Origin of the sequence: Paenibacillus uliginis N3/975, assembly GCF_900177425.1 — a bacterium.
GTDB lineage: Bacteria > Bacillota > Bacilli > Paenibacillales > Paenibacillaceae > Paenibacillus_AQ > Paenibacillus_AQ uliginis.
On the sequence record NZ_LT840184.1, the window covers coordinates 913,580 to 927,032 of the forward strand.

Below are 13,453 nucleotides of genomic sequence, written 5' to 3' on the forward strand. Positions count from 1 at the left end.
CCATGAACTGCATATCCTCCCTCATCAACTCATGGCGATGTCGGCCCGGGAACGGGCCGCCATTTATGCCATGATCTCGATGCGAGTGGAAAAAGAGAAGCAGGTGCGGATTCGAAAGCGGAAATAGATTTGAAATGAAGGGGGTGAGGTTTTTATGCTTGCACTAAGAGAACCTACAGCATTGGTTAAGCAACAAAACTTAATAAAACCGATAACTCTTGAAGCCAGTTTATCACCGACTTTGATCAATAACCTGATTGTCGTCAACAAACATGTTAATATCCTCGAAAATCATTTCACTGATGTATCCGTTGAAATTGGAAAAGCAGCAGATGAACAACAAAGTTTGAATGATGCCATACAAGCAGGGACTCAAGAGGCTGGTCTATTAAGCCAAGTGTTCTCGGGTTTAAAGAAAGTACAAGGTGCAATGCAGTTCGTTGCAGAGATGATGATTGTTCCAGCTGCTAAAGAACAAGCTCTTGAGGATCTGATGAAGGTTCGGGTAGGGAATCCAGAAGTGGGCACAGCCATGTTTGATAAATTCAAGCAGGACGCGCTCCGCACAGGGATGGATGTCAGTGAAACAATGAACAATGCATTGTCATTCATGTCGATGACCAAGAACTCGGATCAAGTATCGGAGTTGAATAACTTTGCAGCAAGGCTAAGTAAGCTGACCCCGGGAGACAAAAGCTCCTCCGACGCAACCGCTGCCATTATGGGGGCCATGCGCGGCGATACGGGAGCCCTTGCAGAGGAATTCAACATTCCTGAAGGTCATCTGGATGAGTTTAATAATGAGGTTCAGGCGTCGAGGGGGAATTTTGCCGCGTTCCTGGTGTCTATGGATCAGCTGCTGCAGAAATCAGGGATGACACAGGAAGGGTTAAATACGATGCTGGACACTCCGCTCAATCAATGGCAGCAGCTTCTTGGGAATGTGAACAGCTCATTTGCCCAAATGGGAACCGGGGCACTTGAGGCGCTTGCGCCGCTTCTTGAAATGCTGAATACGGCCTTCGATTCAGGAAGCTTTGATCCGTTTATTCAGGCTATTTCGATTGGCTTAGCTTTTATAGCGCAGATGTTTTTGTGGATTGCCGAAATTGTGCCTCCGGCGTGGGAGTTTTTAAAGAATGTTATTTCATCCGTGGGGTTTGTATTGTACCCATTAATAGCTGGAATTCTGCTGTTGATAAGCATTTTTACAGTAGGTAAAGTCATATCAACTTTATTCTCAACTGGTATTAATACTCTTTCTACAACTTTTAGAGGATTATGGACAGTGATGAATGCGAATCCGTTTATGCGGATTATTTCTCTGATTATTGGTATTGTCACTGTGATTTTATCCTTAATGTTAGCTTCGGAGGGCGTGAGGCAAGCCTTCAGTAACGCCTTTGGTTCTATTGTCAATTTTGCTCAAGATACAGTTAATACCGTGATTAAGGTCATTAACGGTGCACTGACTGGAATTAACAAAATTAGCGGTTTTTTTGCGGATTTACTTGGAGTTAATGCAAAGGAGATTGCCCTAATTGAATATCGAGCAGATTATTCCAATTTCAAGGACGCTGGACAGGATGCGATTAAGGACTTTTCAATGGATAATCTGAAGAAGAAGTTTATGCCTAAAATAGATACGGGTGAAGATAATAATGACCTACTAAAACAATTTAACGAAGGTAAGACCGGGCCGGATGTTTCCTACCCTAAAACAACTTCGGGCGTTGTACCATCTAATGTTCCGATGTCTAGCGCTCCAATGCCTAAAACACCTGTGCCTGTATCTCCGGCGGGAGGCAGCATTGACTCCATTGGAAAAGTAGACAATTCGGTTGACGTGGCGAGCGAGGACCTTAAAGTCATGCGGGATTTGGCTGAAGTCAATGCGATCAGCAACATGATCACGTTAACGCCAACCGTGCAAATGACGACAGGGGATATTAACTCCGGTGCGGATCTGGATACGATCATGTCCAGAATTAACCGAACGCTTGAAGAGCAGTTTGTATCCAGTGCGGAGGGGGTTTATTTGTAATATGAGTGAATATGGATTATTCCTGAGCTTTAACAATCAGGAGGAAGTATTTCGTTTTCCGGTTAATCCGGAGAAAATTAACGTCAAGGACAGCGGTGACGGCAAATCTTATACGGTGGCAGGTCTTGGTGAAATCAATGCGATTCTATATCCGAAGTTAACGGAAATATCTTTTAACAGCTTTTTTCCGGGCCGAATGTATCCCTTTGTTCATTTAGACTCCAAGGGCGAACTCAAACTTCCAATTGATTATGTGAACAAGATCAAGGAATGGATGGAGAGCAGGAAACCTGTCCGCTTCGTTCTGACCGGCTTGGTCCCGGATCCGCTCAGCGGTACGGATAAAGGCAATGTAGTGCGAGCGATGAAAACTTTTGGTATCAATATGGCTGCTTCCATTGAAAGCTTTGATTGGAACACAGCTTCCGGTTCGCCGGAGGATATAGAATTTTCGATCACATTAAAACGTTATGTTTTTTATGGAGCTCGTAAGGTTGTACCTGTAAAAGGGAAATTATCAACTTCAGTGAAGAAGATTATCAGACCCGATGATCGAAAAAAACCGACCTCCTATACGGTAGCCAAGGGCGATTCTTTGTGGAGCATTGCTCAAAAGCTACTCGGCAGCGGTTCACGTCATGCGGAGATTCAGAAGTTGAACGGAATCAAGGATCATGAGGTTCGGAAGCTTGCTGTGGGCCGGGTTCTTAAGATTCCGTAAGGGGGTGTTCACGTGATCGAGATTATGCTGGATCGAAAAAATGGAAGCGTGTGGGATCTGGGACAAGTTGTCACGGATATTACATGGAAGACAAGTCGTCAGGCGAAGCCGGCGAGCTTGGATATAACATTTGTAAATGATGGACTGGCACAGAGTAAGAAGTTTGATGTGGCAAACGGCGATATCGTGCGTTTTCGGAAGGACAACAAGGATTTGTTCTATGGATACGTCTTCTCAAAAGAATGGGGAGCCGATGCCCAAGTGAAGCTGATGGCTTATGATCAAGTTCGATACCTATCAAGCAATGAAACGTACCGTTTCGAGAATGTTAAGGTGGAGGACATCATTCGCAAAATTGCCAAGGATTACAATCTGAAAACGGGGGAGCTGACGGATACCAAGCATACGATACCCTCCATGCTGCAAGACAATAAAAAGTTGATTGATACGATTTCCAAAGGGCTCGATGCTACGCTGATCGCCACTGGACAGTATTACATGTTTTACGATCAGTTCGGAGAGCTGACGCTAAAAAACATCAATGAAATGCTGCTTATGCTGGCCATCGGAGAAGACAGCCTGATGACGGATTTTTCGTACAAAAAGAGTATCGACAATGAGACGTACAACCGGATCAAGGTCGTTCGGGACAACAAGGAGACCGGAAAGCGGGATGTGTACCTTTATCAGCATGGGCAGAATATCGCTCAATGGGGGCTTCTTTCTCTGTATGAAGTGGCAGACGAAAACATGAACCCTGCACAGTTGAAAGAACTTGCTAAAAACTTGTTGGAGCTGAAAAACAGGGAGGAACAGACACTGTCGGTTGAGGCTATTGGAGACTTGCGAGTCCGTGCCGGAAATACGATTTACGTAAATCTTCCCGGTGAAGGTTTAAAACCGTATCTGATTGACGAGTGCACGCATAAGTTTTCCAATGGCACCCATACGATGTCGCTGAATATGAAGGTGGTGTAACGAATGATGCTGGATATTATTAAAAAAGCGAGCCTGAGCGCCGTAGGTAGCACGAATCCAATGGCGGTGCTCTATGGCATCGTAACTTCTCAAAATCCTCTTGAGGTGAACGTGGACCAGCGTTTCAGCCTGACGGAGGATTTTTTAGTTGTTGGGGAATCCATGACGGAGTACAAGCTGAACATCGGCGGTGAAGAATATGTGATCCGTGAGGGTCTGAAAACAGGTGATACAGTACTGTTGGTTCGTTATCAGGGCGGGCAGACGTATCTTGTGCTGGATCGGCTGGTGAAGCCGTCATGATTCCGCAGGGAGGAACGCTTTTGCCGGAAAGTGAGATTTCAGAATACGTAGATCAGCCTAGTCTGACGTATCGATTGAACCTGGAAGAAGGAACGATATCAGGACAAGTTGATGGGCTTTTGGCGATCAAACAGGCGGTAGCCAAAATGCTTCAGACCCGTCGTTTTGAACATTTAATCTACAGCAGTGACTATGGGCAAGAGTTGGATGCTGTCATTGGGCGTGATCCGCTATGGGCATATGCCGAAATTGAACGTCACATTAAGGAAGCGCTGCTGCAAGATGACCGGATTTTGTCGGTAGAGGATATGAATATTACATTTGCGGGTGAGCAGGCAATGGCTGAGTTTACAGTCCGCAGTGTGTATGGAGCTTTTGATATGAAGAAGGAGATGACGAAGGATGGTTGAGGAGCAGACCTATGAGACGATTTTGGAGCGGATGCTGGATCGCATTCCGGATCAGATCGACAAGAGAGAGGGGAGCATTATTTATGATGCGTTAGCCCCGTCCGCTGCCGAATTAGCACAAATGTATGTGGAGCTGGAAAACTCCATGAATCTGAAGTTTGCTGCAACCGCGTCGGGAGAATATTTGGACCGCAGTATTGCCTGGTCTGGAATTATCCGAAAGCAGGCCACCAAGGCACAATTGCTCGGGCTGTTTTCCGGACAGAATGCTGTCCCGATGGATGTACCACTTGGCAGTCGGTTTTCACTGGATCCTTTTAACTACAAAGTGATTAAGAGGGTCGAGACCGGACAGTATGTTCTGGAGTGTGAGAGCACAGGAAAGGAAGGCAACCGTCGTTTTGGCACTCTTCTGCCGCTAGATTACATTAATGGACTTGTGAAAGCCGAGCTTTCGGAATTGTGGGTACCTGGTGAAGATACCGAGTCGGATGAAGCTTTATATGATCGTTATCGTGAAAAGATTTCCCGTCCCGTAACGAGCGCTAACCGGAACCAGTACGAGCTGTGGGCAAGGGAGAATTCAGGGGTGGGAAAGGCGAAGGCTTTTCCGCTGTGGAATGGACCAGGCACAGTTAAGGTTGTTTTGCTGAACAATGATATGAGGTCGCCCACGGTATCGGTTGTGGAGGCAGTTCAGAAGTATGTAGATCCGACTCAAGATGGGATGGGTGAGGGAGCTGCCCCGGTCGGTTCCGTTGTCACCATAGTAGGAGCTACAGAAGTTCCAATTAATATTGACGTCAAGGTGACCCTGCTAGAAGGAGCAGGCATGGACGGTATTCAAGAACAACTTGAGGACGCGGTACGGAAGTATCTGAAGGACTTAGCTATGGTAGACCCGTTGGTACGGTATAACCGGATTGCCAATGTGGTGCTGGATATGCCACAGGTAATTGACTATGAAATGCTGACTATAAATGGTGGCGTAGAGAGTATCCTGATTGAGCCGGAGGCCGTAGCTGTGTTAGGGACGGTGACCGTGACATGAGTAAAACAGAGGCATGGTTAAGTTATCTGCCGTCTTATTACCAAGAGATTACGGAGATGAAATCGATTGCTTCAGCAAAGGGCGCTGAATTGGACAATTTAGCTGATCGTCTTGAGGATATGCTGGATCAGCATTATCCGGAAACGGCAACGTGGACACTATCGAGATATGAACAGGATTTGAGTATTCCTACGAATCTTTCCAAGCCGGTAGAGCAGCGGCGCTCTGTGATCATCTCGAAAATGCGTGGCAGCGGCAAGGTGTCGGGCAGTATGTTGAAAAATGTGGCGCAGGCTTTTGAAGGAGGGCGAATAGATGTCTCGGTGTCTCCAGCAGAGTACAAAATCATAATCACTTTCATCGATACGCTGGGCATTCCCGAGAACCTTGATGATCTAGAGAAGGCTTTAGATGATATTAAGCCGGCGCATATGGCCTTAGATTATGAATTTAGGTTCTTACTGGTAAAGGATATTAATAACGTAATGACCTTTAATCAGTTAAAGGAACTACCATTTAATAAATTGGCTTTTAGAAGGACAGGAGGTTTATGAGATGCCAACAAAGACACCGAATTTAGATTTATATAAGGTTAATGGTGAAACCGATGGTAACGACACATTTAACGTGGATGTCGTGCTTAATGACAACTGGGACAAGATCGATGCGGCTGTTGGTAATATTAAAGTGGATATCCCAGATGCCTCTCTAACCGAAAAGGGTATCGTACAGCTATCGAATGTAACGAGTGGCACACGGGAGAATGTGGCGGTTACAGAGAAGGCAGTAAGTGACGCTGCTCTTCAGGCGAAGTCATACACCGACCAACAGATCAGCCTGGTCACGGAAACAGGCATCCCGAAGCTGGTCAGCTACCCGCTATTGGTGACGGCCACAGTCGATAATCAGAAGGTATTCGAGATCCCGCTTGATCTTTTCGACGCCAACACCGACACCTTGCTAGTAGCAATTAACCGGGCAGTATTGGATTCGACTCAGTACACCGTGACCAACACTGTTCGGAACGAAGCCGGAGAAGTCACGCAGCGGGCGAAGATCACTCTTCTTTCCGGCGTGGCCTCAACGTCTGAGGTGACGATGGTAGTCCTGAAAAACGTTCCAATCGGCCCGGACGGATCGATCAACGGCGCGGTACTGGCGGCGAACAGCGTACCTATTAACCGGGTCACTGGGCTTGAAGAAGCTCTCAATAATATTACTAGATGGGGGGCGCTATAAATGGCAGACGTAATTAAACGTTTTGCGGCCGGGTCCAGAAACGTAAATCAGTCCGGGGACGTATATCGAGTTCCGGCAAATAAAATAGCCTTAATTAAGGCTATAACACTAACAACCGGAACAGCGCCAACAACCGTTACCGTAATTATAGGTGGAGTTTTTATAATTTTTGCGTACCCTATGAAAGCGAATGATACAATAACCATACCTTTCCTAGACCAGGTCATAGAAGGTGGGGAGTCAATATCAGTTGCGGCTGGAAGCGGAGCTATGTACTACTACATTTCTGGACGCGAGGTGGACGTATAATGCCGTCACTTAGTAATTATCGTTTAGACGCTTATCGGCTTGGTGGGGTTGAACAAAACACGACAAGTCGTTCGTTTATTACGAAAATGTACGAGGAGCCTATGCCCGGTAATACTGTCAGTGATCAGCTACTATTCACTATCCCAGCTAGTAACAACTATGTTGACTTTTATTCAGTGGGCGAGGCTGCTGCTCATTACACGCCCGGCCTCGCTTTGATCGCTAGTACTAACGGTGGTAATGGAGCTGGGTACAGTAAGGTTAGTTTATTGTTCGAAGACGAGGGTGGTAAATTTTCTGGAAATATGTTAGAGAGTAAAGGCGAGTATAATAATGGATTAGGATTCGCTTCAATGCACTTGGATAGGGCTACTCGCATATTAACCTTTGTAAGAACATACAAACATGGGGGTCAGGCTGTCCAAGATGTCTACACTATACCCTCAATCTTTAATACATTTGGACAAATAAAAGTGAAGGTCAGACATACTTCAAATCCAGCAAGTACGAATAAGATGCGTGCAACAATTGATGCGGCTTTTCTTATTACAACATAAAGGATGGTGTTGAATCGATGTATATTATTTATGATCAAAAGTCTGATTCTACTGGTATAGTTAATGAGGTTATTTTTATACCTACAGTATCTGATGGGGCAAGACCGGGTCGAGATATTGGGAATAAACCGATGATCTATCCCGAAAACATTCCAGGTATGAGTTCACGCCTCATGATCAACTTGGAAACCGATGAACTTTATTATGACTATTACGCACCTGAGACTATCGAAATGAAAATTCAAAATTTAGAGAAAGAGAACGCCGATCTAAAAGCGCAGTTAACCGAGGCGCAATCTGCAACGTTGGAACTACACGAAAGCCAAACGACGCAAGACGCCAAGATCGTTGAAGCGAATAACGCAACGTTAGAGCTTTACGAATTAATCGCACAGGGAGGTACAGTATAATGGCAGAGGTAGTTGTTAAATACATTCATAGAGTTTATGCAACGGTTATTATCGACGGAGGTCGGACGTATAACAGCGTAATGGAGCGAGACAAACCAAGTGTAGAGATTGCGCTGGAGGAAAAAGGATACAACGTAGACGAGGCGGGCGATATTCACCCGATCGAAACAGTATAACAAACACGCTTTCAATTGGGAGTGTGTTTTTTTATGCCCTTGGTAACAACGATATTTTATGGAGGGGAGATGAACATACATGGCAAAGGGAATAACAGCGCAGGAGATGGACGCTACAACGGCATCGGGCCTTGTCCCACATCTAGGCACAACGACTAATAGTGGCAATGCGTACAGCATAACAACAAGCGCAGACGTTAAGCCGAACACCAAGTTCACGCTTAAGATCAATGCAGCAAGCTCTACAGCTCCGACACTCAAAATCAATAACGATACAGCATTACCTATTAAAAATGCGAATGGCAATAACGCAAAGTTATACGCTAGTGTCTATACACTGTTCCGGGATGGATCGGCTTTTATCTTACAGGGTGAAGGGGGTGAGTACGGAACAGCTACCGCCGCCGATGTAGCCGCTGGTAAAACTATTGGCACCGAAAATGGGATTGTGACGGGAACATTGGTTCTACCGACTAGGACTATCGTGAATAAGTCTATGCCAAAACAGAACTTTGACGAACCTATCCCATTCTTAGTTCAAGATATTTTCCAGATTCCCGCAAGTTCGAAATTTGCCGATGTGTACACGGCGCCGTTATCAACAACACAGCTTAAACTTGACGCTGCTATTTGGTCGGAATTTACAGTGCTTGAGACAGGAACGTATACAGCTACTGTGGAACTAATCGATAGTAATGACGTAGCGTACGCCATCTTAAGTAGGACAACAGTAATGACGTTAAGTAGGTTTAGTATGGGGTTATCTAGTTTTAGCATTGATCGTCAGGCTAAGAAAATAACATATGTTACCAAGCCATTAGACGCCCCAATTACAGCCGACCTGACTTCAAACTTTAATGCTACCGGTGTATTGCGTTTTGTGGCAAGGTTGATTACAACAAAATACGGGGGCACTTACCCCAGCATAACATCTGAGGTTCAAAACGCATTTATCATAACGACTTAAGGAGGTTTAAATGATATGCACATAGTGTACCAACCTGAGAACGTCAAGGTCGGCAGGGTGACTGAGATTCTTTCACGCCGAGATACTGATCGGGAATACCAGCACATTGTTGATATGGGCGACGACGCTCTAATGATCTACCCGGACAATATTCCCGGAATGGTGCCAGTACTTAAAATACACCTTGATGAAGGGTTGTTTTATGACTACTACGTCCCGGAGACAATCGAAGCCCAAGTATCAGATATACAGCAAGAAAACGCAGAACTGAAACAAGCGATAGCAGAATTAACAATGATGATCGCAATGCCAACACCTTAACGAAAGGAGGTGATACATCATGACATTTACAAAAGACAGCGGTCTGGTAAAGGTTTGGGTTAGCTTGGTTATGGTAGGGACATACAAGCTAGATCAAGTTCCTGTACTGTTCAACCTCAAAGCAGTTGTAACAGATGTAGTAAACGGAACAGCATAAAGTAAACAGATAACGCCACAAGGCGTTTTTATTTTGCCCTCGGTTATCCGGGGGCTTCTTTTATAGATAGGGGGAAATTGAATGGAGCAATCCGAAGGGTGAGAACAGTGCCTAAACCTGATTATAGCTTTGTAACAGAAATCCGGATGCGGCTTGCTCTTATTGAAGAAACACTAAAGCGACCTTTAAGTGCTTTGGCTGCAACATTAGATAATGTTTAAGAAACAGCTAAGGACGCGAAGCGCAAAGCAGAAGAAGCACTGAGAATCTTTGATAAGAAAGCTGATGCTAGAAATGAGTTTAAGTTAGCACCTTTTATGGTGTGTCGTTTACAGGATCTATTTAAGAGATATTTAGGCCGTATGGATTGTAATAAGTTATCAGCAATAAATAAAAAGGTTGTGTATATATGGAGTGGAACATGATTTTCGAACTTATTGATCCGCGTTTGCTTATCGTCGTGTCAGCGTGTTGGGTTATCGGCTTCATCTTGAAAAAAACTCCGAAGATACCTGATTGGAGTATTGTGTACATTGTCTTAGTACTAGCTGTGACATTAACCGTTGGCCTGATTGGCTGGAGTGTTGAGGCGTTGATCCAAGGTATACTTGCTGGAGCATTTGCGGTTTTCGGTCATCAGGCTGTAAAGCAAGCCAAAAATGGAGTTAACGGCTAGTGAGCAGCAAATCTCGTAAAAGTGCAAGTTAAGTGAATCCTCAGACTATTCAATAAAATAGTTTCAGTTATTGGAGTCCGGCATACCCGGGCTCTTTTAATTTTTCACGCCTTGCTTTTAAGAGGAACAACTGCTAAATCTTGCAATTCAAGCAAGACGATCTTGCCGACATCAAAGCTCAAGGTTTAGTACTCAATTTCTTACAGCTATCTGACTGACAAAATTTTCACCCCATCATTGCGTTTCTATCAATTTAAAATCCCTTATCTCTACCCAGTTTGAAAAATCCCACCCACCAAAGGAGGAAAGTATATGTATGAGCACATCAGCCAGTTGTTTAAGATGTTCATGGCGGGCGCGGGGGCCGTGACCGGGTATTTCTGGGGCGGCTGGTCGCTGCTACTTCATTTGTTGTTGTGGTTTGTCATTGTCGACTGGCTGACCGGATGGGCGGCGGCTTGGATGAACGGAGAACTCCGGAGCCGGATCGGCTATATCGGAATTGCCAGAAAAATGACGATCTTTCTTATTATCGCGATTACTCACCTCATCGATCAGGTACTTGGAGAGATGAACTATTTTCAAAATACGGTGACATTCTTCTATTTGGCCAATGAACTCTTGTCTATTATTGAGAACGTCGGGCGAATGGGGGTTCCTATCCCGCAATCGTTGCGTAAAGTAGTAGGAGTCTTCCAAACGAAATCAGAGGAAGAGATCAACATTGAACGAAAGGAGGAAAACAAAAATGAAGTCTCATGAATTTATAGCCAAGCTTGTACCTATTGCAGTAGAGGACATGCGTCGCTACGGCGTTCCGGCCTCTTTAACCATCGCTCAGGCTATTTTGGAGTCCAATTGGGGCAAAAGCGGCCTGACGCAAAAAGCCAACAACCTGTTTGGTATCAAAGGTACAGGCCCTGCTGGTAGTGTTACGATGCCTACGGTTGAATACAAGGGACAGACGCGTTATACAACGAACGCCCAATTTCGCAAATATCATTCCTGGGATGAATCGGTAGAAGACCATACCCGACTGATTCTGAATGGGACGCGTGACAAGCCGAAGCGGTATCACGGCGTACTATGGGCTGACTACAAAACAGCTGCCACCGCGATATGGAAGGGCGGTTATGCAACCGACCCAAGCTATCCGCAAAAACTTATTTCTATTATAGAGAAGTATGATCTTAACCAATATGATCTGCAAGGACAAGTAAAGGAGGAGGATATTGTGAAAATCGAAGCGTTGACTGCCGAAGTACAAAAACTGAGAGATCAGGTACGTCTTCTGACGGACAACCAGGCTGCGCAAACGAAGAAACAGGAGTCTCAAATCAATCAGCTGCAAAATACGGTGAAGTCATTACAGAATCTCCATACTTCCGAGTCTGTACCAAGTTGGGCGGAGCCTGCGCTCCAAGCTGCCATAAAAGCTGGCGTGATACAAGGCAAAGAAGGCAGTTATGATTTCTACCGGGCGATGACCGTTCTTTACCGACTCGGCCTGTTGGACGGCACTAAATGAAGTTAATCGTTCCAATTAAAGTTCCTTATTTTCGTTTCCATGCTGTGATGCCTTATAATGTATGAAATAAACGCGAAGTGCGAATGAAAGAAACAGATAAATAGGAGTGAGCAGCATGGAAACGACCAAATTGAAGGAGCTTAGAGAGCATCGGCAGTATCCCGAGAAGACGAAGGTGGATGCTTCCCGGGCAGTGTATGAACGGGATTATTCCCGGCTGATTCATTCCCCAACATTTCGGCGCCTACAGGGGAAATCCCAAGTATTCGGGGCCGGAACAGGAGACTATTACCGTACCCGGCTGACTCATTCTCTGGAAGTAGCCCAGATCGCCCGCGAAGCGGCACGAAGCCTAGCTCGTTCATATCCGGAGGTGCTTCCGGAAGCCGCTGATAACGCCGGACTAATTATTGATTCCGAGGTCGTAGAGTGCGCTTCGATAGCGCATGATTTCGGTCATCCTCCATTCGGCCACAAGGGAGAGGAAGTGCTGCAAGGCATTTTGGAACGGTTGATCGACCAAAAGACGGAAGAGGAACTGACACGATTGCCGGGCATTCCTACACCGGAGCAGGCTGCAAACATTCAGCAGTCCATGCGCCAGAAATATGAGCATTTTGAAGGCAACGCGCACAATTTTCGCCTGATCATGTTTTTGGAAAAAAGAGAAGACGTGAACGGTCTCAACCTATCCGACGCGGTGCTGCTCGGCATTAATAAATATCCGTTTTCCGGTCTTGTGAATCCCAAGGGCATGTACCGTCATGAATGGGAATACATCTCCCAGATCCGCAAGGAATGGGGCATTCCGGACGAAAAAAAGACGTTGGAAGCTCAGCTGATGGATCTTTGTGACGATATTGCGTACTCGGCACATGATCTGGAGGACGGGATCAAAGCCGGCAAAATTGAGGTTCACGAACATTTTCTGCGCGACAGCCATCTCAACCGGCTCATTGTAGAGAAGATTATGACCTTGGAGGACGAGGTCTGGAAGGGCTGGACCAAGGAGCAAGTAGAACCCAAGGTGGTACAAGTGCTGGATTACTTTTTGCGGATATGGAAAGAGAAAATGCCGGTGTGCGAGAACGATTATTCCCGTACACGCCGAGAGGTAAAAGCCTACTGGGTCAGTCTGTTTGTGGGTAGCCTGGGCGTCATTCCGGACGGAGACTGGAAGAAGGTAACCTTTGTAAAAGATGGCGTAGAGGATGAGGATATGCTGCGCACCGTGAGTGTGCTGAAAAGCTTTGCCTGGGTCACCATGATTAGCGATCTGCGGGTCCAGCGGCTGCAAAAACGCAGTGAATGGGTGATTAAGCGGCTGTGGGACGCATTCCTAGATCCGGTCGCTTCCAAAGCCATTATTCCGTCCGATTGGCTCAACCGGTATGAAGCAGACCAGAAAAGGCCCAATCCCATTTGGACTTGGGAACACATGGTTATCGATTATATTGCCGGGATGACCGATGCCTACGCGGAGAAGATCTATAATGAATTATATGGACTTAAGGTAGGCTCCATTTATGATCTGGATTAGTGCAGAGGACAACGGGGAAAAGGAGAATCCATGAGCGGGATTAGATGAAGTGTACTGGATCTTGTC

The 13,453-nt window shown here is 45.7% G+C and carries 19 protein-coding genes; all 19 read left to right on the forward strand.

Annotation, left to right across the window (positions count from 1 at the left end; all coding sequences use genetic code 11):
* Positions 1–154: 154 nt before the first annotated feature.
* The 19 genes from B9N86_RS04265 to B9N86_RS04355 all read left to right on the forward strand — a co-directional run bounded on the left by B9N86_RS04265 (position 155) and on the right by B9N86_RS04355 (position 13,387).
* Positions 155–2,044: a phage tail family protein gene (locus tag B9N86_RS04265; protein WP_208917916.1), complete on the forward strand. Its 1,890-nt coding sequence runs from the start codon at positions 155–157 to the stop codon at positions 2,042–2,044.
* Between the two features lies 1 nt (position 2,045).
* Entirely contained in the window at positions 2,046–2,765 is a 720-nt protein-coding gene (locus tag B9N86_RS04270; RefSeq protein WP_208917917.1) for a LysM peptidoglycan-binding domain-containing protein, read from the forward strand.
* Positions 2,766–2,777: 12 nt separating this feature from the next.
* Positions 2,778–3,743: an XkdQ/YqbQ family protein gene (locus B9N86_RS04275; RefSeq protein WP_208917918.1), complete on the forward strand. Its 966-nt coding sequence runs from the start codon at positions 2,778–2,780 to the stop codon at positions 3,741–3,743.
* 6 nt (positions 3,744–3,749) lie between these two features.
* Positions 3,750–4,046 carry a DUF2577 domain-containing protein gene (locus B9N86_RS04280; protein WP_208920083.1) on the forward strand — a complete coding sequence of 99 codons (297 nt, stop codon included), beginning with the start codon at positions 3,750–3,752 and terminating at the stop codon, positions 4,044–4,046.
* Positions 4,043–4,456: a DUF2634 domain-containing protein gene (locus B9N86_RS04285; RefSeq protein ID WP_208917919.1), complete on the forward strand. Its 414-nt coding sequence runs from the start codon at positions 4,043–4,045 to the stop codon at positions 4,454–4,456. The genes B9N86_RS04280 and B9N86_RS04285 overlap by 4 nt, the downstream gene beginning before the upstream one ends.
* A complete protein-coding gene (locus tag B9N86_RS04290) occupies positions 4,449–5,507 on the forward strand; it encodes a baseplate J/gp47 family protein (RefSeq protein ID WP_208917920.1) in 1,059 nt (352 codons plus the stop codon). Before B9N86_RS04285 ends, B9N86_RS04290 begins: the two co-directional genes overlap by 8 nt.
* On the forward strand, positions 5,504–6,061 hold the full coding sequence (locus tag B9N86_RS04295; protein ID WP_208917921.1) for a YmfQ family protein: 558 nt from the start codon (positions 5,504–5,506) through the stop codon (positions 6,059–6,061). Before B9N86_RS04290 ends, B9N86_RS04295 begins: the two co-directional genes overlap by 4 nt.
* A 1-nt stretch (position 6,062) precedes the next feature.
* A complete protein-coding gene (locus B9N86_RS04300) occupies positions 6,063–6,746 on the forward strand; it encodes a phage tail protein (RefSeq protein WP_208917922.1) in 684 nt (227 codons plus the stop codon).
* Positions 6,747–7,055 carry a hypothetical protein gene (locus tag B9N86_RS04305; RefSeq protein ID WP_208917923.1) on the forward strand — a complete coding sequence of 103 codons (309 nt, stop codon included), beginning with the start codon at positions 6,747–6,749 and terminating at the stop codon, positions 7,053–7,055.
* A complete protein-coding gene (locus B9N86_RS04310; protein WP_208917924.1) occupies positions 7,055–7,612 on the forward strand; it encodes a hypothetical protein in 558 nt (185 codons plus the stop codon). Before B9N86_RS04305 ends, B9N86_RS04310 begins: the two co-directional genes overlap by 1 nt.
* 17 nt (positions 7,613–7,629) lie before the next feature.
* Entirely contained in the window at positions 7,630–8,022 is a 393-nt protein-coding gene (locus B9N86_RS04315; protein ID WP_208917925.1) for a hypothetical protein, read from the forward strand.
* On the forward strand, positions 8,022–8,198 hold the full coding sequence (locus B9N86_RS04320) for a hypothetical protein (RefSeq protein WP_208917926.1): 177 nt from the start codon (positions 8,022–8,024) through the stop codon (positions 8,196–8,198). The genes B9N86_RS04315 and B9N86_RS04320 overlap by 1 nt, the downstream gene beginning before the upstream one ends.
* Positions 8,199–8,277: 79 nt before the next feature.
* Positions 8,278–9,165, forward strand: coding sequence for a hypothetical protein (locus tag B9N86_RS04325; protein ID WP_208917927.1), 888 nt, complete (start codon positions 8,278–8,280; stop codon positions 9,163–9,165).
* Between the two features lie 15 nt (positions 9,166–9,180).
* Positions 9,181–9,486 (forward strand): hypothetical protein, encoded by a 306-nt coding sequence (locus B9N86_RS04330; protein WP_208917928.1) that lies wholly within the window; start codon positions 9,181–9,183, stop codon positions 9,484–9,486.
* 19 nt (positions 9,487–9,505) lie between these two features.
* Positions 9,506–9,643 carry a hypothetical protein gene (locus B9N86_RS04335; RefSeq protein WP_208917929.1) on the forward strand — a complete coding sequence of 46 codons (138 nt, stop codon included), beginning with the start codon at positions 9,506–9,508 and terminating at the stop codon, positions 9,641–9,643.
* A gap of 409 nt (positions 9,644–10,052) precedes the next feature.
* The gene (locus B9N86_RS04340) at positions 10,053–10,319 is read left to right on the forward strand and encodes a phage holin family protein (RefSeq protein WP_208917930.1); all 267 of its coding nucleotides are present in this window, start codon (positions 10,053–10,055) and stop codon (positions 10,317–10,319) included.
* Between the two features lie 312 nt (positions 10,320–10,631).
* Positions 10,632–11,081 (forward strand): phage holin family protein, encoded by a 450-nt coding sequence (locus B9N86_RS04345; RefSeq protein ID WP_208917931.1) that lies wholly within the window; start codon positions 10,632–10,634, stop codon positions 11,079–11,081.
* Positions 11,068–11,847 (forward strand): glycoside hydrolase family 73 protein, encoded by a 780-nt coding sequence (locus B9N86_RS04350; protein ID WP_208917932.1) that lies wholly within the window; start codon positions 11,068–11,070, stop codon positions 11,845–11,847. The genes B9N86_RS04345 and B9N86_RS04350 overlap by 14 nt, the downstream gene beginning before the upstream one ends.
* Positions 11,848–11,962: 115 nt before the next feature.
* Positions 11,963–13,387 carry a deoxyguanosinetriphosphate triphosphohydrolase family protein gene (locus B9N86_RS04355; RefSeq protein ID WP_208917933.1) on the forward strand — a complete coding sequence of 475 codons (1,425 nt, stop codon included), beginning with the start codon at positions 11,963–11,965 and terminating at the stop codon, positions 13,385–13,387.
* Positions 13,388–13,453: the final 66 nt, after the last annotated feature.